24 protein-coding genes and 1 tRNA gene are annotated in these 24,965 nt (G+C 43.4%); 11 read left to right on the forward strand and 14 right to left on the reverse strand.

Features of this window, described 5'->3' with window-relative positions:
* The 3 genes from F6J99_RS07185 to F6J99_RS07195 all read right to left on the reverse strand — a co-directional run.
* Nucleotides 1-235, reverse strand: a 235-nt coding sequence (locus F6J99_RS07185; RefSeq protein ID WP_293112334.1) for a hypothetical protein, incomplete at its 3' end; no start/stop codon positions are given.
* 20 nt (nucleotides 236-255) lie between these two features.
* Nucleotides 256-2,778, reverse strand: a complete 2,523-nt coding sequence (locus F6J99_RS07190; RefSeq protein ID WP_293112335.1) for a baseplate J/gp47 family protein — start codon at nucleotides 2,776-2,778, stop codon at nucleotides 256-258.
* A gap of 4 nt (nucleotides 2,779-2,782) precedes the next feature.
* Nucleotides 2,783-3,607 carry a GPW/gp25 family protein gene (locus F6J99_RS07195; RefSeq protein ID WP_293112336.1) on the reverse strand — a complete coding sequence of 275 codons (825 nt, stop codon included), beginning with the start codon at nucleotides 3,605-3,607 and terminating at the stop codon, nucleotides 2,783-2,785.
* On the opposite strand from F6J99_RS07195, the gene F6J99_RS07200 reads away from it, so the two are divergent.
* The 3 genes from F6J99_RS07200 (at nucleotide 3,607) to F6J99_RS07210 (ending at nucleotide 6,735) form a co-directional block, all read left to right on the forward strand.
* The gene (locus tag F6J99_RS07200) at nucleotides 3,607-3,825 is read left to right on the forward strand and encodes a hypothetical protein (RefSeq protein ID WP_293112337.1); all 219 of its coding nucleotides are present in this window, start codon (nucleotides 3,607-3,609) and stop codon (nucleotides 3,823-3,825) included. The genes F6J99_RS07195 and F6J99_RS07200 overlap by 1 nt on opposite strands.
* Nucleotides 3,826-3,835: 10 nt before the next feature.
* Entirely contained in the window at nucleotides 3,836-4,675 is an 840-nt protein-coding gene (locus F6J99_RS07205; protein WP_293112338.1) for an Rpn family recombination-promoting nuclease/putative transposase, read from the forward strand.
* A gap of 731 nt (nucleotides 4,676-5,406) precedes the next feature.
* Nucleotides 5,407-6,735 (forward strand): IS701 family transposase, encoded by a 1,329-nt coding sequence (locus F6J99_RS07210; protein WP_293112339.1) that lies wholly within the window; start codon nucleotides 5,407-5,409, stop codon nucleotides 6,733-6,735.
* Between the two features lie 218 nt (nucleotides 6,736-6,953).
* Here F6J99_RS07210 and F6J99_RS07215 read toward each other — a convergent pair whose 3' ends face one another.
* From F6J99_RS07215 to F6J99_RS07230, 4 genes are all read right to left on the reverse strand, one after another.
* Nucleotides 6,954-7,541, reverse strand: coding sequence for a hypothetical protein (locus F6J99_RS07215; protein WP_293112340.1), 588 nt, complete (start codon nucleotides 7,539-7,541; stop codon nucleotides 6,954-6,956).
* Nucleotides 7,541-8,395, reverse strand: coding sequence for a phage baseplate assembly protein V (locus tag F6J99_RS07220; protein WP_293112341.1), 855 nt, complete (start codon nucleotides 8,393-8,395; stop codon nucleotides 7,541-7,543). Before F6J99_RS07220 ends, F6J99_RS07215 begins: the two co-directional genes overlap by 1 nt.
* Nucleotides 8,392-9,807 (reverse strand): hypothetical protein, encoded by a 1,416-nt coding sequence (locus tag F6J99_RS07225; protein WP_293112342.1) that lies wholly within the window; start codon nucleotides 9,805-9,807, stop codon nucleotides 8,392-8,394. The genes F6J99_RS07220 and F6J99_RS07225 overlap by 4 nt, the downstream gene beginning before the upstream one ends.
* Before the next feature lie 248 nt (nucleotides 9,808-10,055).
* Nucleotides 10,056-12,233, reverse strand: coding sequence for a hypothetical protein (locus F6J99_RS07230; RefSeq protein ID WP_293112343.1), 2,178 nt, complete (start codon nucleotides 12,231-12,233; stop codon nucleotides 10,056-10,058).
* 718 nt (nucleotides 12,234-12,951) lie between these two features.
* Here F6J99_RS07230 and F6J99_RS07235 point away from each other — a divergent pair.
* Nucleotides 12,952-13,815, forward strand: a complete 864-nt coding sequence (locus tag F6J99_RS07235; RefSeq protein WP_293112344.1) for a hypothetical protein — start codon at nucleotides 12,952-12,954, stop codon at nucleotides 13,813-13,815.
* A 206-nt stretch (nucleotides 13,816-14,021) separates the two neighbouring features.
* Nucleotides 14,022-16,355, forward strand: coding sequence for an HXXEE domain-containing protein (locus tag F6J99_RS07240; protein WP_293112345.1), 2,334 nt, complete (start codon nucleotides 14,022-14,024; stop codon nucleotides 16,353-16,355).
* Between the two features lie 106 nt (nucleotides 16,356-16,461).
* Here F6J99_RS07240 and F6J99_RS07245 read toward each other — a convergent pair whose 3' ends face one another.
* Nucleotides 16,462-17,253 (reverse strand): RNA methyltransferase, encoded by a 792-nt coding sequence (locus F6J99_RS07245; protein ID WP_293112346.1) that lies wholly within the window; start codon nucleotides 17,251-17,253, stop codon nucleotides 16,462-16,464.
* A gap of 17 nt (nucleotides 17,254-17,270) precedes the next feature.
* Nucleotides 17,271-17,354 (reverse strand) — tRNA-Leu (locus F6J99_RS07250).
* A 535-nt stretch (nucleotides 17,355-17,889) separates the two neighbouring features.
* Between F6J99_RS07250 and murA the strand changes: the two genes are divergently transcribed.
* Entirely contained in the window at nucleotides 17,890-19,287 is a 1,398-nt protein-coding gene (gene murA, locus F6J99_RS07255; protein ID WP_293112347.1) for a UDP-N-acetylglucosamine 1-carboxyvinyltransferase, read from the forward strand.
* An 89-nt stretch (nucleotides 19,288-19,376) separates the two neighbouring features.
* Here the strand turns inward: murA and F6J99_RS07260 are convergent, their stop codons facing one another.
* Complete coding sequence (locus F6J99_RS07260) at nucleotides 19,377-20,291, reverse strand: TIGR01777 family oxidoreductase (protein ID WP_293112348.1); 915 nt, start codon at nucleotides 20,289-20,291, stop codon at nucleotides 19,377-19,379.
* A gap of 102 nt (nucleotides 20,292-20,393) precedes the next feature.
* Nucleotides 20,394-20,780, reverse strand: a complete 387-nt coding sequence (gene psb28, locus F6J99_RS07265; protein ID WP_070394010.1) for a photosystem II reaction center protein Psb28 — start codon at nucleotides 20,778-20,780, stop codon at nucleotides 20,394-20,396.
* A gap of 634 nt (nucleotides 20,781-21,414) precedes the next feature.
* On the opposite strand from psb28, the gene F6J99_RS07270 reads away from it, so the two are divergent.
* The 3 genes from F6J99_RS07270 to F6J99_RS07280 all read left to right on the forward strand — a co-directional run bounded on the left by F6J99_RS07270 (nucleotide 21,415) and on the right by F6J99_RS07280 (nucleotide 23,093).
* Complete coding sequence (locus F6J99_RS07270) at nucleotides 21,415-22,020, forward strand: hypothetical protein (protein WP_293112349.1); 606 nt, start codon at nucleotides 21,415-21,417, stop codon at nucleotides 22,018-22,020.
* A 319-nt stretch (nucleotides 22,021-22,339) separates the two neighbouring features.
* Nucleotides 22,340-22,528, forward strand: a complete 189-nt coding sequence (locus F6J99_RS07275; protein ID WP_293112350.1) for a hypothetical protein — start codon at nucleotides 22,340-22,342, stop codon at nucleotides 22,526-22,528.
* Between the two features lie 7 nt (nucleotides 22,529-22,535).
* Nucleotides 22,536-23,093 (forward strand): Uma2 family endonuclease, encoded by a 558-nt coding sequence (locus tag F6J99_RS07280; protein ID WP_293112351.1) that lies wholly within the window; start codon nucleotides 22,536-22,538, stop codon nucleotides 23,091-23,093.
* A gap of 129 nt (nucleotides 23,094-23,222) precedes the next feature.
* Here F6J99_RS07280 and F6J99_RS07285 read toward each other — a convergent pair whose 3' ends face one another.
* Entirely contained in the window at nucleotides 23,223-23,429 is a 207-nt protein-coding gene (locus F6J99_RS07285) for a type II toxin-antitoxin system HicB family antitoxin (protein ID WP_075898394.1), read from the reverse strand.
* Nucleotides 23,426-23,650, reverse strand: coding sequence for a type II toxin-antitoxin system HicA family toxin (locus F6J99_RS07290; RefSeq protein WP_293112352.1), 225 nt, complete (start codon nucleotides 23,648-23,650; stop codon nucleotides 23,426-23,428). Before F6J99_RS07290 ends, F6J99_RS07285 begins: the two co-directional genes overlap by 4 nt.
* A gap of 43 nt (nucleotides 23,651-23,693) precedes the next feature.
* On the opposite strand from F6J99_RS07290, the gene F6J99_RS07295 reads away from it, so the two are divergent.
* Nucleotides 23,694-23,900 (forward strand): type II toxin-antitoxin system HicA family toxin, encoded by a 207-nt coding sequence (locus tag F6J99_RS07295; protein ID WP_293112353.1) that lies wholly within the window; start codon nucleotides 23,694-23,696, stop codon nucleotides 23,898-23,900.
* Nucleotides 23,901-23,906: 6 nt separating this feature from the next.
* The gene (locus tag F6J99_RS07300) at nucleotides 23,907-24,104 is read left to right on the forward strand and encodes a type II toxin-antitoxin system HicB family antitoxin (protein ID WP_293112354.1); all 198 of its coding nucleotides are present in this window, start codon (nucleotides 23,907-23,909) and stop codon (nucleotides 24,102-24,104) included.
* 446 nt (nucleotides 24,105-24,550) lie between these two features.
* On the opposite strand, the gene F6J99_RS07305 is transcribed toward F6J99_RS07300, so the two are convergent.
* Entirely contained in the window at nucleotides 24,551-24,769 is a 219-nt protein-coding gene (locus F6J99_RS07305) for a hypothetical protein (RefSeq protein WP_293112355.1), read from the reverse strand.
* Nucleotides 24,770-24,965 lie beyond the last annotated feature (196 nt).

Raw genomic sequence — 24,965 nt, forward strand, 5'->3', positions numbered from 1 at the left:
ATTTAGCGGGGATGGTCAGCTGCTGGCTAGCGCTGGAAAGGATGGAATCAGACCCTTCATTGTCAGCGGTATCCACATGATGGGAACGCATCACACCGAGCAAGTCGGTTTCCCCTTGCTCTAGCAAGGAGCCAAAGACATCAATAAATTGGTAGAGCAAACTTTCAACATTGGCTCCGTCATAGAAGTGAGGAAACCGATTGGTGATGCTGGTGGTTTTGCCGCGTTTTTCCATTACCTATTACCCATTACCTATTACTTATCTTCAATCACAATTTCCAAAGTAGACGGCACTTGTAACTCAATCTCAGCCCGTTCTACAATCGCAATGGGAATATCTTGCTGATAGGAGCTAGCTTTAGCGGTGAGTTCCAGCTGATCAATCCTGTAGTTAGAGTCTCGGAGAAAGCTTCGGAGTGCTTCCATTAACTTCTCCTGATTTTGCTGTGAAGCTTGGCTATCGGCAGGAATAAAACCCTGAAGGGTTTCCTGGGTCAGATTGCCTGCCTTAGTCCTAATCTGTATCAGTAGGAGAGTTTGCAATTGGTCATAATCCAGATTTTCTCCTACTGCTAGTTTGGGTAACTGCCGCAACAGAGAGGGAGTCACAATACTCCTAATTGCTGCTTCCATAGCGCTCTTAAGTTGTGCTGGGTCAACAGTTTCGGGAACCGCAACCGCCGGAGTCAGCCTTAAATTCAAAGTAGCGATCGCAACCTCAACAACCTGGATATCGCTGGTAATGATAAACTTATCAGCATCACCTAACTGAGTTTTTTCAAATTTTCTTACCTGAATTTGCTTCTGGTCTGGGTCAATTCTATCCTCAGCATTATTGTCTTCATCCAGAACTCGAAAATCCTCCAGTTTCCAATTAAGATCTAGCACTGAATCTACGGTTTTTGCCTTGTCAAGCAGCTGCTCAAGTTGAATATTTTCTTCTGGTTGGAGTTGATCAAGATAAGCACTAACCTGCTCCCGAACCTGTTGGTAAATTTGCTGCTTTTCTTGTTGGGTAACTTTAACCGGTAGGATTAATTTCAAGGCTCCAGTAATGGTGAGTAATCTCTCATAGAGAAATACCGAACTGAGCTGAGCCTGCTCCACAAACGTGACATTAACGGTTTCGCCATCAAAGGTAATCCCTGGTTGCCAGAAGGAGGGAATTAACGTGATTTCTTCTATATTATCGTTTTTAATACTAGTTTGAATATCACTTTTAACCACTTTCTGGGATGGTTTGAAGTCAGCAAAATACTGTTGTAGGGCTTGTTCAATTGCCTGTTGTTTCTGGTCATCTAGTGCTTCAGCCTTAATTTGTAAGGCTACAGGCAGGGGTTTGATTTCTGAGGCAACGCGAACCAAGTGGGGGGTGAACTTTTCTAAGATATCCACCTCATGCCGTTTCACTGGCGTTTTGGAGGATTGATAGTGCTGGCGAGACTCTTCAATGCCTGCTGAATTACGGATACTGGTGGTGAGGGTAAAATCCACTAAATCATTGACACCGTTACAGCCTAGGATCTTCCTCGTGAGTTGAGAGATGAGCAGGGGTTGACCCATTTTTTGCTCTTTGAGGTAGGAGATAATTGTCTGCTGTACCTTTTCTTCCAACTGTAGCCGTTCCTCTGGAGACAGTTTCAGTTCTGGTTGGAGTTCAATTTGGAATACCCCATCAACATTTATCGCTGTCGCCGGTTTAAGTAATGGGTAGATCCCAGCTGCCTTAACTCGGTCAATTTCCTGTTTGAGCTGACTAACTTTCTCAAGATCTGTAAAATCAATGCCATCAACGAATATTTCAATAATGCCAAAGTCTCGTTGTGAAATAGCCTTATCATTGGTAACCGTAAGAGTGTTGCTACCAACCTTTAACTCTTTCCAAGTTGCACCAGCCTCAACTTCCCCATCTGCTCCAGGAATCCCCGCCTCTATCTCTACGTCCACTGCTGGATTTTGACCTGAGAGCATCACTTCTTGAGTGGTGTGATAGTCTCTAGTTTGTGTTTCTGAGACTTGGAGTGTCATAGGTGTCCCTTTGGGAACCTTAAGCTCTTCACTAACGGACCCACTCACAGTAACCTTGCCCCTAGGGAAGTGAAAGTTTTCTCTAACTTGCACTTCCCGCACCCCAGGTAAACTCAACAGAGCATTCCGGATGGAAGTAGTATTACCGCCACTAGTCGCCAGCAGGGCTTGCTTGGCTCGTTGGCGCAGTTGTTCGTCACTCTCCTGTAGTTTACCGGTAAATCGCAGGGTTTCTTCATTATTAACTGACTTCACCCCCACTACCGGCTGAGGCATCACCACAATGGTTTCAGCTTCAGTTTCCTCTGTTTTACCCCGTCGTAGAGCCTGGACTCTCACCTGGGCAGTGGTTTGGTCTTTGGCAATCTTCCCTTCTTCAATGGTCTCGTAGGCTTTTTTCGGAGAATCCTGGGTATCTTCCGTAGTAACTAGTGTACCTTTGGGAATAAAAATATCTTCATCAATGCCGATATCTCGCGTAAAGGTAACGTTTCCGGTAGCATAGTCCGGTTCTCCCCGCTTAATGCCTAAAATGGCAACAACTTTATCAAGGTCAATGGCTTCGGCGGTATCCACAAAACCAGAGACATATACCCGTTGCATCTGCTCGTAGAGGACGGCGAGTTCCCAAGCAAAGGACTCGTATAGAGTGCGCACCACACTGCCTTCTTGAAAATCAGTTAGTGTGGGAGGAGTGCGACTCTGCATGGCCTCGAACAGTTGAGCAAAGCCTTTTTTCTCAAAAACCATCAAATTACCCTCCAGGTAGGGAAAAGCTCAGGGTCAAGGGTGTTTCCTGGCCTACAGCTTTAAGGATTACAGTTGCTACGAGTGTATAACGTTGCTGACGAGAGGGAGGTTCAAAATCTATGGCCTTGATTTCTTCTATCCGAGGTTCCTGAGCTAGACACTCACGGATATACAGATTAGCAAGGGAGCGAAGACGATTATTATTTTGTTCACCCACTAACAGGTGGAGCCGTGACCCATAATTGGGATGTCCCAAAGCCGCCAGCTCCCCTTTACGGGTGTAAAGGCGATTGAGAATTGCCTGAGCCAAATTATCTAAACCTGTCGCTGTGGCCAAGTCACGATTGACACTTTGAAGGTCTACTACTTGTCGCTCAGAAATTAATTGTCCGCTGTGGCGGCGAGTGAATAATAAATCTTTTTCCATTTGGTGATGGGGAATGGGGAATCGGGAATGGGGAATCGGGAATCGGGAATGGGGAATCGGGAATCGGGAATGGGTAATAGGTAATGGGTAATGGGTAATAGGTAATGGGTAATAGGTAATGGGTAATAGGTAATGGGTAATAGGTAATGGCTGATGGCTGATCGCTGATGGCTGATGGCTGATCGCTGATGGCTGATGGCTGATGGCTGATCGCTGATGGCTGATGGCTGATGGCTGATCGCTGATGGGGAATGGGGAATGGGGAATTTTGCGATCGCACTCAATGGTTTCATCAACAAGAACCTGTAGCGATTGCCTAGGGCAGCAGCTTGCGCTGATCGCAATTGTTTTCCAATCATACAACGATATAAAGGCGGATTCGCCCAATACTTGGCAGCTCAATGATAACTTCACTCAACCCGCCCTATGGTCAAACCGGGGCAGGTTTCCTTGATTCCCCATTCCCCATTACCTATTACCTATTACCCATTACCTATTACCCATTACCCATTACCTATTACCCATTACCTATTACCCATTACCTATTCCCCATTCCCCATTCCCCATTCCCCATTCCGATTATCATTACTATTATGGTTATACTAGGTATAGTTAAGTAATGAGCTGAATGTGAAAACCGACACCATCTTCTATCGCCTGTTCCAATCTTTTCCCAGCATCTTCTTTGAATTAATTAACCAGGCCCCTACTGAGGCACTTGGTTATCAATTCGCTTCTGTGGAAGTCAAACAACTAGCCTATAGAATTGATATTGATATTGATGGGGTCTTCCTGCCGAAAACTACCACAACCCAACAACCGATTTATTTTGTGGAAGTCGAATTTCAGGGAGACTCTCAACTTTACGCCCGCTTTTTTAGCGAAATCTTCCTGTACTTAGACCAAACTGAACTCAGCAATGATTGGCGTGGTGTGGTGATTTACCCTAGCCGCAATGTGGAGAACCAAGATACTCAACAATATCAAGAATTACTCGATTCCCCAAGGGTATCTCGGATTTATCTCGATGAATTAGCCGAGATATCTGCACCATCGGTGGGTATAGCCACAGTACAGCTAATTGTTACCGAACAAGAAGCTGCGATCGCACTTGCTCAAGACTTGATTCAACGGACAACTGAGGAGATCGAGAATGAACGACAAAGAACAGAATTTCTAGAATTAATAGAGACCATACTGGTGTATAAGTTACCCAAACTCAGTCGCACGGAGATAGAAGCAATGTTTAGCTTAAGTGATTTACGGCAAACCAAAGTTTATCAGGAAGCTTTAGCAGAAGGTAAACTTGAAGGTATACAAGAAGGGAGACTTGAAGGTAAAATTCAAGCCAAATTAGAGTCCATACCTCGGTTGTTAGCGTTGGGGTTAACCGTAGAACAAGTTGCCCAAGCTTTAGAATTAGAGGTTGAACAAGTTACAAAGGTGGTCCAGGAGTCAACGGATAGTTGAAATAAAAACCATCCCATAGTTAGGTAATGGGTAATAGGTAATAGGTAATGGGTAATAGGTAATAGGTAATAGGTTATATAGCGTTATTGGCAGTTGTGAGGTACGCTTCTCAACCTCAAAGTCCCCCTTTTTAAGGGGGATTTAGGGGGATCCCTTTGTATCTCATAGCTATAATACTTGCTATAAGTAATGAGAGTTCGGCAGCAGTTTTTGAGGTCTGATTCTGAGAGGTTGTCTGAGAAGTATCATTTGCTACATTCAAGCCCCCTAAATCCCCCAATTTTGGGGGACTTTTAGCAATAAATGGATTCTTGTTCCCCCCAGAATTGGGGGGCTAGGGGGGCAAAGTTCAGTATCAAAAAACTTTTCAGATATCCTCTGATTTGAAAAACAAGCTTGTAGGGTGGGCAAAAACATTTTGGTTCACATGAGTCTTCTAGATAAGATAACTTTGCCCACCCTACTTTAATTGGTATTTTTTTGACTGATATGAGCAATGTTGACCGCTTCTTGAAGTTGTGATTTCATTAATCTCCTCTATTTCTAATTAGAGCAATTCTATATCCCATCAGGGACAAATTGATCCCCCTAAATCCCCCTTAATAAGGGGGACTTTGAGGTTGATAACCGTACCTCATAACTACGATAAATGCTATATTCCTCTTCTGTCACTTTCCGAGTATAATGAATAGAGAAAGAAAAAAATCAAACTGTACAAGGTAGACACAGCAATGGATGTAGAGCTACAAGTTCTCAAACATTTACCAAGAGACCCCCAGCTGACAGTATCGGTAATAGACTCTTATTGTCAGACCTACAAAGATTTATTTAAAGAAGTAAGAAATTATGAGTGTTTCAAGTATTTACACTTAGGAATAATCTCACCAATAAAAAGAAAATCATTACCAGAAATAGCCAAAGTAGTAGGGATAAAATCGGCCCAATCACTACATCACTTTATCGCCAATTCTCCTTGGTCAGTAGAAGAACTTAAAAAGCGAAGAATCAAGGAAATAAAAAGTCAATTAAAGGGAGGAGCGATCAAATTAATAATTGACGAAACCGGAGATAGAAAAAAGGGCAATAAGACCGACTATGTAGCCAGACAATATTTAGGAAGTGTCGGGAAAATAGATAATGGAATAGTATCAGTGAATGCCTACGGATTGTATAAAAATATAACGTTTCCCTTAGTCGTTAAAATCTTTAAAGCAAGAGGAACACTAAAACAAGAAGATAAGTACAAAACCAAAATAGATTTAGCCTCAGAAATAATCGAAGAGCTAGTAGATGAAGGATTAAATATTGAACTAGTATTAGCAGATAGTTTGTATGGTGAGAGTAGTAAATTTATTAGGAAATTAGAGGAATGTAGACTGTCTTATGTAGTAGCAATTAGGAGTAATCATGGGGTTTGGATGCCATCCGAACAGACGGTTAGAGCGAACAGGTGGTGTAAATTTACCAGAACATTTAGTAATCAAAAATCAGAAATTAGATACATTAGGGAAATAGTCTATGGAAAAAGGAGAGCAGTAACTTACTGGGAAATAACCACAGACCCAGAAACAATGCCAGAAAATTCCACTTCCTTTGTGATGACAAACCTAACCGGTAATCTCAAGAAAACTTTAGGGAATTTGTATGGGTTAAGAACATGGGTAGAATATGGTTTTCGCCAGTGCAAACAGGAGTTGGGATGGACAGATTATCGCTTTACTAAATTTAAAGAGATACAGAAGTGGTGGGAAATAATCTTTTGTGTATATACAATGATTAGTTTAAAATCTCCAGCTTTTTTATCTTTAAATAAATCTCCAGAAGTAGAAAATGAGGCCACAGACACTGATGATGTGGAGGTTAGTAATCATCAACAATGGAATCATGAAGATGGATGGAAGAATGTCTTAAACAATTTGCGTTTACTAATTCAACCAATTATGATGTTGTGGGTCATTTTTCCATGGTTAGATATTTTACCTAATACCAATTTATTGCTGGGATTAAATCAGCTCATTAGGGAAATTAATCAATGTCAAACCTTTTTGTATTCTGGATAATATGGCTTATTTGTTACTCATTGATTCCGGAGAGTGACAGAAGAGGGATATAGTGTCTACAGTAAAATAATATAATATTCTTTACCCATTACCCATTACCCATTACCCATTACCCATTACCCATTACCCATTACCCATTACCCATTACCCATTACCCATTCCCGATTCCCGATTCCCGATTCCCGATTCCCGATTCCCTATTACCCATTACCTATTACCTAAATTGGTAACTCCTTACCGGCAACCGTTAAGCCTTCAGTTACCTCCAAATTGCCGTTAATTTTAAGAGTTTTTGATGGATTGAGAGGGGATAATTCGATATCACCTTGCTCAGAAATATTAAGGCGTAAAATTTCCTCTCCCTTCATCGTGATCACAAGCCCCGCTTTTGCCTCTGAGATATCCAACACCAGCTCATCCTTAATCGTGATTCCCTTCTCAACAACAATTTTATTCTTAGCAACAATTTTCTCCTCAGCAACAATTTCCTGCTTAGCAACAATTCCCTTCTCAGCCACCAGGGGTCCGGTTGCCGTTACGTTATTATTCGTTTCTAGGGAAATACCATCCTCTTGATGTAAACAAATTAGAGCATGACCAGGACTTTTTTCACCATTCTTTTTACCATGAGGACATTGCTCATCTGTGCCCTCACACCAACCATTTTCATCAGGTTCCTCAATGGGGCTAGGCATATCATAAGGACAGAGGAAAATTTTGAGGTAAACAGGATGGTCTCCTTTTACCTCCTGAATTGAGCCATCCTTAAATTGATAATCGCTGTTTGCCCCTTTGATTCTAACCATTACCCCACCTTGGTATTTCTCGCCTTGGCCTGAATTGAATTAATCTTCTCTGTTGGCACCATCACCGGACAGGGAGCGCCGAGGTTACCCACATGGGTGTGGGTAGCCAGAATAATATCGTCACTATCACCAACCGCATTAGCCGGTAAGCGTCCACCAACTTGTACAGAAGCCGTACTTGCATCCCCAATCTTGATCGAACCTACACTTTTAACCGTGACATTAGAGCTGGCAGCATCAATGGTGATGCCTCCACTTTCAACTTTAATCTTGCAGGTGCCGTTATCAATAGTGATATTACCACCAGATAAAGCCACGGTACATTTTTCGTTTTTCAGGGTAGCATCTCCTCCTTCCAGGGTGACATGGCACTTTTCGTTGGTGAGATCAATTTTTTCATCATCGACAGTAATCACCTGCTTCTCATTTTTACTAGTAACAGTAACTACCCCCTCCTGATCAATTTTCAAACTACCCCCCTCTTTCAGGTTATGTTGTAGGTAGAATTCCTTTTCCTTGTTGACAGGGGGTTGGTCTTCGTCATTGTAGAGGCGACCAATAATCACAGGAGCATTGAGATTACCGCCAATAAAGGTAACCAACACCAAATCCCCCACATTGGGAATATTAACCAGTCCTAAATGGGGGGTTGCTACTGGCACTTTGCGCAATTCAAAGTCTTTGCCGTCTGGCTGTTTTTTGTTCTTTAACTTGACTGAACATTGGTAGTTGTCCTTGTCACTCTCAGAGGTATGGGGAAACACCGCTGTCACAATGCCCAACTCAGTAGTGTAAACTTTACGTGCTTCCTGCCGAGCAACCTTCTGCATTACTCCAACAATCGAGTCTGTCACACTTCCTCCCAATCAATTACAGTACAAAAACCACTACGGCGATTGAGACGGTGGCTTACTCCCGTGATTTTGAAGCTACCATTCAGGGTAGCCATCGGCATTTTTGACACCTTGATCTCATCTCCTAGCTTGACATTAGCATTACCTAGCACCTTAATTTCACCCCGTTGCTTCTGGCGCTGCTTAGCCAAAACCGCCTCAGCCATTTTCTGAGCAACTGCCTGGGTACGAGCTGTGGGGTCAGTCAGTCGTAGAGTCGTAAAACCAGAACCGGAACCAGCAGTACCCTTAACCTCTTTTTTCGTAAGCCAAGAGTACGCCTGTTCTCCTTGTCCTTGACTGCTGGGACTTTCCCCGTAAATTTCCACCTTCTCAACCCCAGGATGGGGTTGCTCCAATTCCAAGGCCAGAATGTCTTCCCCATAGTTGAATTGATGGGTACTGGCAGGTTTATATTTAGCAAATACCGCTTTGTCTTGGGTGTTGGCATAGAAATCAAAGCCACATTGTTGTGCTAAAGTTTGGAGCTCGTCATAGGCTGACCTCAACTCTCCCACCCCATAGACCGAAAATTTCAGACCATTCTCCACTTGCCCCACCTTCACCTTGCCCCTCTTCAGAATATCTTTGACAATATCCCCAGCATGGGGTTTTTCGTAAAGCCGATTTAACCGAGCTGCGGTCAAACTGCCAAAAGTGCTGGCCGCCTCAATCCTGACACGGTCAATGCTCCAGTCTACCCTACTAACCTTACCGGTAAAGACTAACGTTTGCTTATTCTCATAGCCCAATTCCACCGATACCAGATCTTCTGGGCTAATAGTTAAACCCTGTGGCAATCCGAGAACAAGACAGCAGGTATTAACCGGAATAGTTAACTCACTATGCGATCGCAACTCAATCAGCTGGGTTTGTTGCCCGGCTTTACAGACAACGCTACCAATTTTAATGGTGTAAGCAATTTTTAACATCAAGGTAATAGGTAATAGGTGATGGGGAATCGGGAATCGGGAATCGGGAATCGGGAATCGGGAATCGGGAATCGGGAATCGGGAATCGGGAATCGGTAATTGGTAATAGGTGATGGGGGATGAGTAATAGGTAATAGGTAATAGGTAATAGGTGATGGGGAATCGGGAATCGGGAATTGGGAATCGGGAATCGGGAATCGGGAATCGGGAATAGGTGATGGGGGATGAGTAATAGGTGATGGGGAATCGGGAATCGGGAATCGGGAATGGGTAATAGGTAATAGGTGATGGGGGATGAGTAATAGGTAATAGGTAATAGGTAATAGGTGATGGGGAGTTGGGAATCGGGAATCGGGAATTGGGAATCGGGAATCGGGAATCGGGAATCGGGAATTGGGAATTGGGAATTGAGAATTGAGAATTGGGAAAATTAGCGATCAAGATCAACTTAACATAGCACTACCCTCCCTAATACCTACTACCCATTACCTAATACCCATTAGCCATTACCCATTAGCCATTAGCCATTAGCCATTACCCATTACCCATTACCCATTACCCATTACCCATTACCCATTACCTATTACCCATTACCCATTACCCATTACCCATTCCCCATTACCCATTACCCATTCCCCATTCCCCATTCCCTATTCCCGATTCCCTATTCCCTATTCCCTATTCCCTAACTAAACCGGCAAAGCATTCAACAAGCGATCAAAAGAATCAGCCACATCTTCCAAACCAATATCCAGTTCACTTTTTAGCTGCTCAAGCCGTTGCCCCAGTGCTTCAAAAAGATTCTTAATCGCTTCTCGCAATTTTTCGGTCTTTTGTACTACTTTTTCCTGATACTGGCTATCTAGAGCATCACCTACTGCCTGAGGGATGTCTCTTAATAATTGAATGATATTTCCATGTAACTGGTCTAATTCATCAACAATGGTTTGCGGATAAATCTCTTTGAGCTTGTCTTTTAAATAAGGAAAAATTGATTCCATATTCATCACAATCAGGTCTTGGGTATAACTCGCTTCGAGTAACAAACGGTTAAAGTGAACCAGATCACTTTTATAGTCACCTAAACTTAACGCTTTAACCTCGGTAGTCAAGGTTACTTCCTCAAACCGTTGCCCATTGTAGAAGTCTTCCTGGAGCAGCAGGTTATTCAACTCTCGAATCACCGCTTGTTTAGTTCCTTCTGTCTTCGCCTTTAGCAACAATTTAGTAGTCTCAGAAAGCTTACTACTGATGTACTCAGAAACGTTATCCTGGGGTTGAGCAAGTTTTTGGATTAAACTATCAATATCTTTAAAGTCACTCTCATCAAAGGAATTCAGCAGTAGCTTCGGCCTCAGAGACTTTAAGGTTTCCAAAATTGTTTGATATGTCGCTTCCATTGCTGTTACCACCTCATTAGTCAGACTGTCAATAGCATTCTTAACCGCATTAATTGCTTGACGAATTTGGTCCCCTAGGGTCTGAGCAACCTTGCTGAGAATTTCCACTAATCGTTTCGGAGCCTCCTCGATAATTTTGATCACATTGCCAATGTCACCAAGAACAGTACGAGGCTGCTCTAGTAATTTGTCTAAAGCCTGGAGAATTTCCCCCAGAGGATTGACAATCTGTCGGTTGAGTTCATCGGGAATAACTTGCTTGAAGTGAGCAATTACCTGCTGAGGAGAAGTGCGGTTGGCACTTTCCTGCAAGCGATCGCGTTGGCTCTCATTCCCCTGGAGTCTAGTGGTGTCTGTAACGATAGTATTGACTTGTTCGAGAACCTCTTGGGGGGAAATTGCAGTAAAGTTTTGATAAAGGTTTTCCAAGCGTTCTCGCAAATCTTCATAATCTACAGCAATTTCTGCTGGTGGAGTTGGCAAGTTAGCTAATGGTGGTGGTGCTTCTAGAGTTGCTACCACCTGCTGATAAGCTGTCACTTGTCCGGCAACGCCATCGGTTGCTAGATCATCGGGAGTCTGGGTGGTGTAAGTTGCGATCGCTCTTTGGAGTTCCTGCAATTGCTGTGTCAAACCCTTTTCATCAACTGCATTCACCTGGGTCACGATCCCATCTCGGATTTTCTCAACCTCTTGAATTTTTTCGGTAAAATTGAAGCTCAATATCTCCTGCAAAGTGTTCCAAAAATCTGACTTTAGGACATCTGACAACCCGATATTCGCCATCAGCTTATCTACTTGACTCAAACCATCGGTCACTTTCTCCACAAGCTTCTCGACAGGTAAATTATCTAGCTGAGTTTTGACAGTTGTCAGCTGCTGGTTCAGGAAATCTGTGATAATTGTGGGGGATAAGGACTCAATCACCCCTAACAATTTTTGGTATAATTCTTCTAACAAATCCAACAATTGCTTGGGATTAATCACTTCTAGTTTGTCAAGTATATTATCATAAAAGTCTTTAACTGGTTGAAGAAGTATAGAAGGCTTGTATTCATTTAATTTATCCACGAGAGGAGTAAGATAGGGGTCGAGAAAATCAACCACCAGAGTACCAGGTTTTAACGATTCAATTTGGTCGTTAATTTTATTAAATTCCCCTTCAATCAAAGCCACAATATTGTCTAAGGGAGCTAAAATCTCATCAAAGGCAGCTTTCAACTCAGGGTTAACGACACCCGGAACATCCACCGCTTTAATTACTTCTGTTCCCACTTTTAGTGCGGTTTTAACCGGGGTACTAAGGGTAGAGACATCAACCGCTTTTAACTCCTTCTCCAAGTCATTGCTTTTGGTCACCACCACTTGAAAGGCTGGTTTAAGGGACACTTTTTCGAGATTGTCAGTAATTGTCCCCATACCCTGTTCAGCTTGTTCTAGGGCATTAGTAATCTGAGGACTGTCCAAAATGTCAGTAACTTTGTCAAACAGCTGATTGATTTTTTGTTCTAACTGCTCCCGCCCGTCCCCGTCGAGGTCGGCCAGCGCGCCCGCGGCGTGCGTGCGGGCGAGCGGCTCGTCGTAGGTCCCGTCGCCGTTGGAGAGCAGGACGCCCAGCGTCCGTGCGGTCAGCGTCACGAGGTCCCNTGCTAATTAAGGCACTCACCATCCAGGCTAAGGTTTTTAGATGGCGCAGATCGAGGGTAGCTGCTGTATTGACACAGAAAGTCTAACAGTTGATCATGAATTTGGGTAGAGTTGGACATGCTCCGATGGGCTGGTTGTGTAGTGACTCTAGCCTCGCATATCCCTCTACCCTTTTTGATCGAGTCTGGCCTTCCCGTAGCGTGAGCAAAGGTCAATCGCTCTTTTCTACCAGTTGTCTGAGACCTTCCCCTCAAAACCTGCATCCCATCACCCAGGCATAATCAGGCTTTGAGGCACTTGTGTCCGGCAGTCAGCTCTGATGCACTACCCCGCATTTCCACAATTTGAACACCTATTTCCCAAGATGAGAATTGCTAGTTTATTTATGTCCGACTACTTAGACCAGCGCGATATGCTAAACGTAATATACTTGCCTGACTAGTTACAATATTACGTTTAGTAAACATTTTACAGAATATTAGGCTTTACAAAAAAAAATCGGATAAAATCCATTAATAGAAATAAATTGCGTTTTAGAATGTCTGAAAAAGCTATTTTTAACGATAATAATACTCAAGATAATAACCCCAGCTTGGGATACTATCCACCGCCTGGCTGGGAATGGCAAAAACCTGCTCCTAAAACTTATCTTGAAAAGCACGACCTAGCTAAATATGCTCGTGTCTGGATTCTTAATCTGGTTGAGTTCGTTCACTGGCTACCATTCGTACCTACGTTTATTCTGTCTTTCCTAATCTTCCAGCATTCCAGTGAACTAGAGGCGCTTCTAGGCAGCGACATGCAGGTATTTTTGCTCTTGCTCGCTCCCCTAGTGCAAACATTTGGAGGGCTAATGGGGATTACCATGCATGAATATGAAGGCTGGCAAGTCGTATTTTTTAAAAATCCCCTTGATACAGATTTCGAGATTAGAGACTTCAATAATGAATGGTTGCGTGAAGTGGCCTATAAGCTATTGTTCTTCATGCAAGGTGCAGGGCTTTTAGCTTTTTCATTAGGTGTCTTTGGAATCAACAAAATTACTTTATTATTCGCGATTATTAGTGGTGTCATCGCGTTCATTGGTCCCCAAAATCCAAAGGCTACCTTTAACTTTAATGGTCAGCCAGTCTTTCCTCTAGCGGTATCAATGCTGGTGGTGTTTATCATCAATGCCCTTGTCAACTTTGTGGCTTATATATTCCTGTTTAAATCAGCTCTTGTAGCCGCCAATCTACCGATTTTTTTAGCAGGCATTGCTCCAATTTTATTAATGCTAGGTGGGGTAATTGAGGGTGTTGTCGCTGAATCCACATTTAACCAATGGTGGCATTTTACTGCCGTCATCTTCCTGAATATGGGTATGGTTGCTCAGATTTATTTCTTTGGTCTTCTATGGTAAAGGTATCATGTATGTCCACAGAGCGGTTGATAAAGACAATTCAATACGACTGTGAGTAATTTAAGGATCTCGATCCAACCAAATAATTATGTTTTCACCCAGTTTTAAATAAAGGAATAATGATCGATCGATCGTTTGAGCTTATCCAAAACTGGTATTAATTTCTTTGAATTCCTAGCAAGAAAAAACGAAATGAGCCTCAGATAATGTCTAATAATAAACCCTTAAAGATTGCCCGTAGTTTTTGGTTTTTAGGCTTGTTTCAGGTGGCTCACAGTATTGAAGAAACTGTAAGCCAACTATACCTGAAATTTGCTCCGATGAGCGAGGCGATTCACAAGATATTTCCTTGGTTTCCCATTTTTGAAATCGGCGCAGATTTATTTGCTTCCCTTAACTATGTACTTATAGGATTAATTCTCGGTTCGGTTCCAGCAGCTGAGAAAGGAACAAAGCTTGGCTTTACCTTGATGTGGGTTTGGGGTATTGTCGAGCTTTTAAATGGCGTTTTTCATATCGGCACCTGGATCGTTACCGGATCCTATTTCCCAGGGGGAATTACTGGACCGATATTTTTCGTGATTAGCTTGATTTTCCTCTTGAGGCTCAATGCAGTTTGTCGAAAAGAGAACCTTAGTAAACCTAGCAACTGGTTTACTGGTTTATTTTGGTTAGGAACAACGTTAAGCCTGGCAATGTTCATTACCACGGCACTGTTAGCAGGATTGACAATCTTAACAACAGGCAAGTTCAGCGAAAACATAACATTAGCCCTGTGGATTGCTACAGCTGTTGTGAGCTTCCTCTTCATCTTTGTTGCGGGGATTCAGCTTGCCTATCGATTTAACTGCACTGGCAAGCCGATTGTTCTAGAGCCGAAGTTTGACAAGACCGGACCTACCGTTGGAGTGATTTACATTCAGGGAGAAGGAATTCCTGTCGATCGTTATGTTCCAGTGGCTGAAGCCATTCAAGACGCATCTACCGATCTACAAATTTGGGTAGGGTTGCCCCGGTTTCTGGGTAAGTCTCCCATTCCTCGGGAGACGGGATTGGCGGTCAACCAGGCCCTCCGGGCCATGAAAAAAGCTGGTATGCCCAAGACTGCTAATTTGTTCTATATCGCTCATTCTGTCGGCGGAATTGCAATTCAAAAATATATCAAAGCCTATCCCGAACGAGCAAAGGGGCTGATACTGACAGGGTCATTTTTAGGGAAATGGAATCTTTCTAATCTAGATAATAACGGGCACACAATTATTTGTTACCCAGTCCCTGTCCTGACAATTGGCGGTACGTTAGATGGTTTAGCTCGCATTACTCGAATTGCGGCAGCTTACTGGTATCAGCAGGAAAATCCATCTGAAAGCAGCGATCCCGACAACTTTCCAGTTGTTACAATCGACCAAGCTACCCACATGCAGTTTGCTTCTGGACCAGCCACTTCTTTCGTAAAGGCTTTCGATCTAACACCCCAGGTAGACGATGATACAATACACAAGAAAGTCGGTGAGCTTGTGTATCACTTTATACGCACTAAATTACCTGAAACTCCTAGTGAAGTACATACAGAATTCCTGGCAAATAAGCGCAAAGCAACCAAGCAAACTTTGGAGCCAATCATTAAGGCCTTCATCGATGAAGGATATAACGGTTTCAAACCTGCCTGTTATAACCGTCAGGACGATAATACCCGCACCGATCCCTGCTGTACTCCTTTCTCTCCTTGGATTCAAGATCACGCCAATGAGATTATGGCCGGTTCAAAAGATTTACCACCAGGGATTGATCATTTTGAACTCAATGCGATCGATAGCTTTCATCGCTCTTCTTCAATTTTGCCAGTTCACTTACCCCAAATTCGCAATCAATGTAACGGGCACGAACCCTGTAAGTTAACCATTACCAGCGTGACCCAAGCGCTATACGGTATTCTCGATGCCTTAGATACAGGCTTATTTCCGATCGCAGCTTTCTCTTTGCGGACAAAGCTCAATTCGCGACAGAAGTTTTGGAAACATGCTGGGGTTCCCCACCCTGACTATAACGAGACAGACGGTCCTTCGCGGGGGGCAGAAATTAACCAGCATGTGTATCAATGGGCAATTGATAATGCTAGCGAATCCGCGCGATTACAGTTCGAGCGGTTAGGGGTTGAGATGGTGATGGGAGAGGATTTTATTCCCGTGATCGCTGCCGGGCCATTATGGCTTTATAACTATCCAAAGTTTGTCTATCTCATGGAGGATAAGAAGGCTAAAAATAGCTTGCCCAAAGCCCTTCAAGTTCGGTCTACCGTACTCAAGACCCCAATAAACTACTGGATTAAAGCATCCGCTGGGTTTCACTACTGTCAGTTGCTTTCACCAGCAACAGTAACCGAATGGATATATGTCGATAGTTTACGAGCCAAAGGCTCTCTTTCTGGAAATCTGTTTATTTACGGTCCTTGGGGAGGGCTGAGGAATGTCTTGAGATTCTTCCTAAGATTTACTTTCCGACAAACTAGAACGACAAGTCTGTTCTTAGATCGAGACTAAAATCGATGCTTAACTTATTGCAGTTAGTATTTAGGGTATCGTAAGCGTCGTGTCACTTCGCGGTTTTAACCCGCGAAGTGACACGACTCTTAGAATCCACGCGGTTTTAACCCGTGGAGAGTTCAAGTTGCCGTTTCGCTTCGTACAACATCAAGGCAGCAGCAATCGCTACGTTTAAGGATTCTACCCCTGGCATCAGGGGAATCTTAACTTGCTGATCTGCGGTGTTTACTAAGTCTTCTCTAAGTCCAGCTGCTTCATTGCCCAGGAGTATTAAGCTAGGACAGCGCCAATCTATGTCCCAGTAACTGACCTTAGCATCTGGTACTGTGGCCACTACTTGTATGCCTTGAGCTTGAGCTTGAGCTACGAGGGTGGGCAAATCCGGGGTAACTGCTATGGGCAGACGGAACCACTGACCGACTGAGGCTCGCAACACTTTAGGATTATCTAGCTCTACACTATCGGAACTGAGCCACAATCCTTCTGCACCAGCGGCTACCGCAGTTCTAATGATTGTTCCAAGATTTCCTGGGTCTTGTATAGTTTCTAGGGCTAGCCCTAGGGATAGGGAATTGAGGGGTTTCGGGGAAAGGGGAATACGGCTTGCTGTGGCTATCACTCCATCTGGCTCAACTGTAGTAGCGATCGCTTTTAGTACAGACTGACTTACTACTTCGACTCTTTGAGACCGAACCGAAGCATCTTGGGATAGTTGTGGATGAGCGTCAAGCCATTCTGGTGTATAGCAGAGGGTGACTAGGGGATAATCTACCGCACAGGCTTCTGACAACAGGTGGGTTCCCTCCAACAGAAACAGGTCTTGCTGCCGACGCCCTTTTACTCTGTGCAGCTTGCGAATTTCCTTGACTAGGGGATTCTTAGTGCTTGTCAGCATACAAGTCTGGTTAATTATGCGGAACCCGGGACTTGAACCCGGAAGTCCTTGCGAACACTAGAACCTGAATCTAGCGCGTCTACCAATTCCGCCAGTTCCGCTTTTGTTGGCGTTATAGCAATCGTTGGTGATTCCGATGGTGGTCAGTTCTGATTCAGAACTGTCACGATCCATGATTCAACTTAGGATTGCTAGTGGGCTTGCTCTTTTAGCTCACCGGTTTTATAGTATACAGCATTTACTGGGATTGTGACTACTCCTACATCAAATCAAAGATTATGATGTAGGCTTGTCTCTCCTCACGAATGAGACTTACTGTTCCTCGATATCCTGTATCGATTTACCACAGCCATTTAGCGGCAGTCCAACCGCCATCAATCTATTATACCAAAACCAAGAGACCCCGTCAGGTAATTCCCCTCCCGCGCTTCATGGGCGGGTATAACGGGAGACCCCTTACCTGAGTTGGACAAGAAACTTGTCGATAGCCGCAAATCTGGAAATTTCCCGGTTTAGATTGCCAACTACTGAGTATAGTGGAAAACCTTACATTCGATCAAGATACTTGGAAAACTAGACATTTATAAAGTTTCAGGTAAAATCAAAACCAAATTTAACATTTCGCCAGAAATTACAATGATTTTGGAGGATAGACCCATCAATCACTCTCAAAGCCCGATACATCCACAATCTCTGTCCCAGGAAAACGAATCGGTTCTCAAGATTTGGGGTAGAGCGTCTCTCCACGGACAGGTAAAAATTAGTGGAGCTAAAAATTCTGCCTTGGCAATTATGGCAGGGGCTTTACTGTGTTCTCAAGATTGCCGACTGCGTAATGTCCCGTCCCTAGTAGATATCGAGCGGATGAGCCAGATTCTTGCTGCTGTGGGAGTCAAGCTCAAACGCAATGGTGACATCTTAGATCTAGATGTCAGCCATATCGGACAATCAAAAGCTCCCTATGAGTTGGTTAGCCAGCTGCGAGCTAGCTTTTTTATCCTCGGTCCGATGCTAGCCCGATTGGGAGTGGCACGGATACCACTCCCTGGTGGCTGTGCGATTGGTGCTAGACCTGTAGACCTCCATGTCAGGGGTCTACAAGCTATGGGGGCTCAGGTTCATATTGAGCATGGCATTGTCAATGCTTATGTGAAAGGCACAGGTAACAACAAGCTAAAGGGGGCGAAAATCTACCTGGATTACCCCAGTGTCGGCGCAACGGAAACTCTGCTGATGGCAGCGACTCTGGCAGAAGGGGAAACCACCCTTGAAAATGCGGCTCAAGAGCCAGAAGTGGTGGATTTGGCGAATTTCTGCCGAGCGATGGGAGCTCAAATTAGTGGTGCTGGTACTAAAACTATTAGTATCTCTGGGGTTTCTAGTTTACATTCAGTGGATTACCCAATTATTCCTGACCGGATTGAGGCTGGCACTTTCTTGGTAGCTGGGGCAATTACCCACTCTGAACTGAGCCTTTACCCAGTAATACCGGAACATTTAACTGCTGTGATTGCTAAGCTACGGGCAATTGGTAGTGAGGTGATGGTTGAGGAACCCAATCGCTTACGAATTATTCCTAATAAACTAAGGGCAACGGATATTGAAACTTTGCCTTATCCTGGATTTCCTACGGATATGCAAGCCCAGTTTACGGCGTTGCTGGCTCTGAGTGAAGGAAACTGTGTGGTGAGCGAAACGGTTTTTGAAAATCGGCTGCGTCATGTTGCTGAATTGAATCGCATGGGGGCGGATATCCGGGTTAAAGGGAATAATGCGATTATCAGAGGTGTGCCAATGTTGTCGGGAGCACCAGTAGTGGGTACGGATTTACGAGCATCTGCTGCACTTGTGGTAGCTGGGTTAGCGGCAGAAGGAATAACTACGATTCAGGGACTCCGTCATTTAGACCGGGGTTATGACGATTTGGAGGGTAAACTCCGACAACTTGGTGCTAGAGTAGAACGGGTTCAGGCTCAGATAGAGGAAGAGGAACTTCCTCCGACTCCCACTAATGCCATGACTGCAACACCTTAGTAGTTATAGTCATGAGTCATTCAGAAATTGTTAATTGTTAATTGTTAATTGTTAATTGTTAATTGTTAATTGTGATCAATTTTCAATTTTCAGTTTTCAGTTTTCAAGATGTCTACTAGAGCTTGTTTTACTGTGGGATACTGATATTCCCATCCATAACTAGTGCTTCGTTTGGGTAGCACCTGTTGACCTTCCAAGACTACTGTGGCTCCTTCTCCCAGCAGGGCTTCTAGGGCAACACTGGGAACTGGTAGCCAGGAGGGACGATTGAGAACATCTCCAATGGCTTTACATAGTTCAGACATCAAGACAGGATTGGGGGCTGTGGCATTGAAAATCCCTTCCATGTCTGGTCTGGTTAGGGCAGCTATGATTAAGTTGACTAAGTCATCTCGGTGAATCCAAGAAAACCATTGGCGACCGGTACCGATTGGCCCTCCAGCAAACATTTGAAAGGGGGGTATCATTTTGGCTAAGGCACCGCCATTGCCCAAAACTATTCCGATGCGCAGAATCACTAGTCGCACATCAGCTTCTTTGACTTTCTGGGCTTCCCCTTCCCAGGCTTGACAAACCTCTGCCAGAAAGTCGTCTCCAGCAGGACTTGTTTCATCAAAGGTGACTGTTTCACTAGTGCCGTAGTAACCAATGGCAGAAGCGTTTACTAATACCGTGGGTTTAGGGTCAGCAAGAGCGATCGCTTCCACTATTTTTTGGGTCCCTAATTGGCGGCTATTGAGGATTTCCTGTTTACGGGCTGGTGTCCAGCGCTCCTCAGCAATGGGGGCTCCGGCTAAATGGACTACACCATCACAGCCTGCGATCGCATTTTGCCAATCCCCTGATTCGGTGGGAGTGTAGGTAATAGTTTCTAGATTAGGAAATTGCTTCCTAGCTTTAGCTGAGTCACGGGTTAGGATTAAGGGTTGATGTCCTTCTTCCTGTAGACGCTCCACTAAGCGCCTACCGACAAATCCTGTTGCTCCAGTAATTGCGACTTTCATAGGTCATCCTTGATACTTGATATCGTGTCTGATAGCACACTTATGGCTTAGGTTAACCTGGAACGGAACCCGAAGACGGGGGGAAAGGTTTAGGATGGGAAATTATCCTTCAGTAGATGGTTTGGTTTCACCGTAAGCCATGCCGTTGGCTTCAGCGTACCGATTCATGAAGCGCATGAAGCGTTCCCAGTGGTCGTCTTGATCAATTTCAACTTTACACTCCACTCCTGCTAGGTCATCTCCTTCTGGACCACCGAAGCGAAATTTTATTGAGGATGGAGTCATATTAATGACCCCTTCTTCGTCTGTTAAGACCATTGATTGAGAAAATCGGTTTCTATAACTGTTGAATTGTTCAATAGCCTTTAACTTTTCAAAGGTCATCAAGACGATGCGGGCTCCTGACCGTCGGTTTTTTCTGAGGCTGACGTCACTCAGCTGTTCATAAATACCGTCAAAGAATTGGATGGATGGTTTTGAGGAGTTCATTAGAAATCTAAAAATATGCTTAAATTTTAGTATATCGCCTTATGAGGGGTTGACAAAAGTATTTTTATAGGAAACAGGGAACAGGGAACAGGGAACAGGGAACAGGGAACAGGGAACAGGGAGTAGGGAGTAGGGAGTAGGGAGTAGGGAACTAGATTAGATGGCTTTGCTCAGCCTACTTTAATTGGTATTTTTTGGATTTATAGCGTTTCTAGGACTCATGAGGTACACATTATTTTTTCCCTCTTCCCTCTTACCTTCCCCTCCTCGGAGGGGTTAGGGGTGGGTTCCTCTTCCCTCTTACATGCTCCGAAGTCCCTGCTCCGTTCGCGTAGCGTGGCCAACGGCCTCAGTCCCTGCTCCGAAGTCCCTAAAAACCATAAATTTGTACCTCACAAGTCGTAAAATTGCTATACTTATTATGATTTACAACACTTTTGCTAAGCAATTATTTTGGATATTATTTCCAGTTACTTTAGGATGTTTAAGGATAAAATATAGGTAGTTTTTTGATAAAAAGTTTATGAGCAAGTTTGGTAATTTATCATAACATAAAAAAGTAGCTTGCTTTCTTTACTATTGCTATTAAGTCCCTGCTCCGAATTTCCTCAAAACCAAGGAAGACTAACCACAAATGAACCGCCGCCGCATTCTTAAAACTGGACAACCTTACAGCTTTAGCCAATATTTTGATCTTCCCTTTACCCTAGAAGATATCTTGGCTGAATTTGACTGTACCCTTGTGCGATCGCATATCGATCTTCCCCGTCAACCCTTCACTGCTGCTATTGAACCCCTGCTGCACCAACTCCAGCGTAACCGCAAGCGCATCGAGCTGATCAACGAAACTGCCCGTCGCGAAGCCTTGATCGCACCAATTCTGTTTGAAGTAGTGGATCTAACTAATCACCGCATTTACATTGAATATTCTATTGCTGTTAGCGAACACCTGCGGGGAACCTTAGATTATTACATTGCTAACCATAACGTGATTGTGATCGAAGCCAAACAATCTGATCTGGTACGGGGCTTCACTCAACTGGCGGTGGAGTTGGTTGCCCTTGATCAGTGGATCGAGTCTGACCAGAGAATTTTGTACGGCATTGTTACCACCGGAGAAGACTGGCGTTTCGGTACTTTTAATCGCCAAGAACGTTCTATACAACAAGACCCCAAGCGCTACCTCGTCCCAGAAGAGCTAACCGAGTTGCTGGAAATTTTAGTCGGGATTATGAATTGAAACGGTTAATTAGAAAGAGCCATAGCTTGTAGGGTGGGCAAAGAAAGTTTGGTTAGTGTTGAGTGGTTTATATTAGATGACTTTGCCCACCATAATTCAATTATTATTATTTACTCTTGGTATTCTTGTAGGGTGGGCAAATAAAGTTTGGTTATTTTTGAGTCGTTTAGATTAGATTACTTTGCCCACCAGACTTCAATTGGTATTTGTTTTCGTTACTGAATTGAAGTATGAATGCGCGATCGTCTGGTTTTGGTAAAGCCCCCTAAATCCCCCAACTTTGGGGGACTTTGAGAGTTTTATAGCGTTTCTACCAATTATGAGGTACACAGGATTTTTTACCTCTTGCCTCTTGCCTCTTGCCTCTTGCCTCTTGCCTCTTGCCTCTTGCCTCTTGCCTCTTGCCTCTTGCCTCTTGCCTCTTGCCTCTTGCCTACTCCCTACTCCCTACTCCCTACTCCCTACTCCCTATTACCTTTATTCTATACTAATAGTGTCACTCTCTTGAAACTGTCATGATTGCTGATAAAAGCCCCAATTACATTTCCAAAGAAGAGTATCTATCCTACGAAGAAGATAGTGCCATCAAACACGAGTATAGTGATGGAGAAGTCTATGCCATGGCTGGCGCGAGTGATGCTCATGTTACTATTGCCCTTAACCTGGCTTCAGCCTTAAGAAATCATGTCAGGGGCAGTGGCTGTCGGGTTTATATGGCAGATATGAAAACTTATGTCGAAGCATCCAATAGTTATTATTATCCTGATGTTTTCGTGACTTGCGATGCCAGAGACCGAGAATTGACTAATTATAAAAAATATCCTTGCTTAATTGTAGAAGTTTTATCTCCGAAAACTGAAGCCTTTGACCGGGGTGATAAATTTTCGGACTATCAACAATTAGAGACCTTGGTGGAATATGTTTTAATTAGCCAAAACCGTCAACGCTTAGATTGCTTTCGCCGGAATTCTGAGGGAGTTTGGACATTGCAATTTTATTATCCGGGCAGTGAGATTCATCTAGAAACTGTTGATTTTAGGACTAGTATTGAAGCTTTGTATGAAGATGTGTAGCAATTATCATAGCTATGAGGTACGGAATTTGTGGATTTTAGGGAACAGGGAACAGGGAACAGGGAACAGGGAACAGGGAAAGCGCACGAGCCTTAAGCTAATAGGTGAATGCTCACTTTTAGAATAATTTCAGGCTACCTCTAGTATCTTTGGAGTTGGTAACTCTTTATTAACTTGGCTATAGGCGTACACCAAATCCTCTAAAACTTCCTTAGCATTTTCAAGAGCTTCCTCATAGGTATCACCGTGGGTGCGAGCATAATTACCCCATTCAGGTAAACTAGCAACATAAGAGTTATCTTCCTCTGACCATTGAATTAAAATGCTATATTTCATGATTGATCCTCCTGTTCTAATTGTGCCAGTTCTTTGAGTACTTCTATCACTTCTTTCTCTTGATAAGGCTTGGAATCGTTACTATCTTTACCAGACAGAACTACAGGATTTGTGATTCGTGGATGAACCCAATAAGAATGACTACCTTTTCCCCGCTTAGGCAAGAGCGTAAATCCTGCTTTCTGCAACATTTGTTTTAATTGTCTTATTTTTTGAACCATGCCAATAACTATAACATACTTCCTATGGATCCAAAAGAATTAAATGCCCAAGAAAATCAGAGAACTAAAATCAATGCTAAAAAAAGCGGGTTTCTCTTATCGTTCAGGTAAAGGCAGTCACACAGTTTGGAGTCATCCTTTATTAAACTATAGTCTGATTCTCTCTGGTAAAGATGGAGAAGACGCTAATAGATACCAAGAAAAAGCTGTTAAAAATATACTCAGAGACTTAGATAATTTACAGAAATAAATACAGATGAAAAACCACTATAGTATCTTAATTCAATGGTCAGACCAAGACCAAACCTACATTGCTAGTTTGCCAGAATTTGGTCCCTATGCTCATACCCATGGCAGCAGCTACGAAGAGGCTCTCAAAAATGCTAAAGACGTGTTAGAGCTTTTGGTAGAAGATTACCAAGCTAGAGGTAAAGAGTTACCTTTATTAAATTAGAGTACTTCTTATTTGAGTATTGAGTTATTGTAAGCATTCAGCTATCAGCGGTCAGCCGTGAGCTAAAAGCTCACGCGTGCGCGAACAGCCGTCAGCAGATTTAACTCAGATTTAACACATGGTTACCTGTTTTATTGATGCAGTTGCTCATGGAGGGAACCCCCTTTGGCGGTGCTGCAACGCCTATTCAAAAGCACCTTAGGTTAATGCTAATAGCTGATATAGCAATTCTACAACTTGTGAGGTACAAATTTCTGGTTTTTAGGGAGCAGGGAGCAGGGAGCAGGGAGCAGGGAAGAGGGAAGAGGGAAGAGGGAAGAGGGAAGAGGGAAGAGGGAAGAGGGAAGAAGTAAAAAATAATGTGTACCTCATGAGTCCTAGAAACGCTATAGCACCTCAAGTAGCATCTCAAGTAGCGCATTAGCTGACCGCTGAATGCTTACGAGTTATTTTAAAACATTACTCACAATCACGATAACAGTAGCACTGGCAATTAAGCCAAACGCTAACTGAATTACCCATTGTGTGGCTTGCTGGTAATTGCTAAATCTTTCATCAAACTTTTTAACTTCATCTGAAAGCTGATCAAGTTTTCGGATTACATCAGTTAATGTTGGTTCTGGCTCTTGATTTTTGTTCGGTTCTGTATCGGTAGTTAGTGTCATCGTTAAACTGCCCTAATTATAGTTATAATTATAACAAATTGGGGGAGCGCTCGCACTATAGCAATCTGTGTCGAAATAGTGATAATTTTTGTTGCATACTCCCTAAAAACCAGAACTTTATACCTCACTCCATTGATAAATACTGTAAAATTATACTAGTTGTGGGGGTAGAGTAACTTAACTACTATAATTTTAC

The sequence above is a fragment of the Moorena sp. SIO4G3 genome (assembly GCF_010692305.1).
GTDB lineage: Bacteria > Cyanobacteriota > Cyanobacteriia > Cyanobacteriales > Coleofasciculaceae > Moorena > Moorena producens_A.

What these genes read in the sequence shown, in the direction of transcription:
- F6J99_RS07235 (WP_293112344.1), top strand. Translation starts at nt 12,952, where the DNA reads ATGTCTGAAAAAGCTATTTTTAACGATAATAATACTCAAGATAATAAC.
- F6J99_RS07200 (WP_293112337.1), top strand. Translation starts at nt 3,607, where the DNA reads ATGATAACTTCACTCAACCCGCCCTATGGTCAAACCGGGGCAGGTTTC.
- F6J99_RS07260 (WP_293112348.1), bottom strand. Translation starts at nt 20,291, where the DNA reads ATGAAAGTCGCAATTACTGGAGCAACAGGATTTGTCGGTAGGCGCTTA.
- murA (WP_293112347.1), top strand. Translation starts at nt 17,890, where the DNA reads ATGATTTTGGAGGATAGACCCATCAATCACTCTCAAAGCCCGATACAT.
- F6J99_RS07280 (WP_293112351.1), top strand. Translation starts at nt 22,536, where the DNA reads ATGATTGCTGATAAAAGCCCCAATTACATTTCCAAAGAAGAGTATCTA.
- F6J99_RS07300 (WP_293112354.1), top strand. Translation starts at nt 23,907, where the DNA reads ATGAAAAACCACTATAGTATCTTAATTCAATGGTCAGACCAAGACCAA.
- F6J99_RS07240 (WP_293112345.1), top strand. Translation starts at nt 14,022, where the DNA reads ATGTCTAATAATAAACCCTTAAAGATTGCCCGTAGTTTTTGGTTTTTA.
- F6J99_RS07215 (WP_293112340.1), bottom strand. Translation starts at nt 7,541, where the DNA reads ATGGTTAGAATCAAAGGGGCAAACAGCGATTATCAATTTAAGGATGGC.
- F6J99_RS07285 (WP_075898394.1), bottom strand. Translation starts at nt 23,429, where the DNA reads ATGAAATATAGCATTTTAATTCAATGGTCAGAGGAAGATAACTCTTAT.
- F6J99_RS07290 (WP_293112352.1), bottom strand. Translation starts at nt 23,650, where the DNA reads ATGGTTCAAAAAATAAGACAATTAAAACAAATGTTGCAGAAAGCAGGA.
- F6J99_RS07210 (WP_293112339.1), top strand. Translation starts at nt 5,407, where the DNA reads ATGGATGTAGAGCTACAAGTTCTCAAACATTTACCAAGAGACCCCCAG.
- F6J99_RS07295 (WP_293112353.1), top strand. Translation starts at nt 23,694, where the DNA reads ATGCCCAAGAAAATCAGAGAACTAAAATCAATGCTAAAAAAAGCGGGT.
- F6J99_RS07305 (WP_293112355.1), bottom strand. Translation starts at nt 24,769, where the DNA reads ATGACACTAACTACCGATACAGAACCGAACAAAAATCAAGAGCCAGAA.
- psb28 (WP_070394010.1), bottom strand. Translation starts at nt 20,780, where the DNA reads ATGAACTCCTCAAAACCATCCATCCAATTCTTTGACGGTATTTATGAA.
- F6J99_RS07190 (WP_293112335.1), bottom strand. Translation starts at nt 2,778, where the DNA reads ATGGTTTTTGAGAAAAAAGGCTTTGCTCAACTGTTCGAGGCCATGCAG.
- F6J99_RS07270 (WP_293112349.1), top strand. Translation starts at nt 21,415, where the DNA reads ATGAACCGCCGCCGCATTCTTAAAACTGGACAACCTTACAGCTTTAGC.
- F6J99_RS07275 (WP_293112350.1), top strand. Translation starts at nt 22,340, where the DNA reads ATGAGGTACACAGGATTTTTTACCTCTTGCCTCTTGCCTCTTGCCTCT.
- F6J99_RS07245 (WP_293112346.1), bottom strand. Translation starts at nt 17,253, where the DNA reads ATGCTGACAAGCACTAAGAATCCCCTAGTCAAGGAAATTCGCAAGCTG.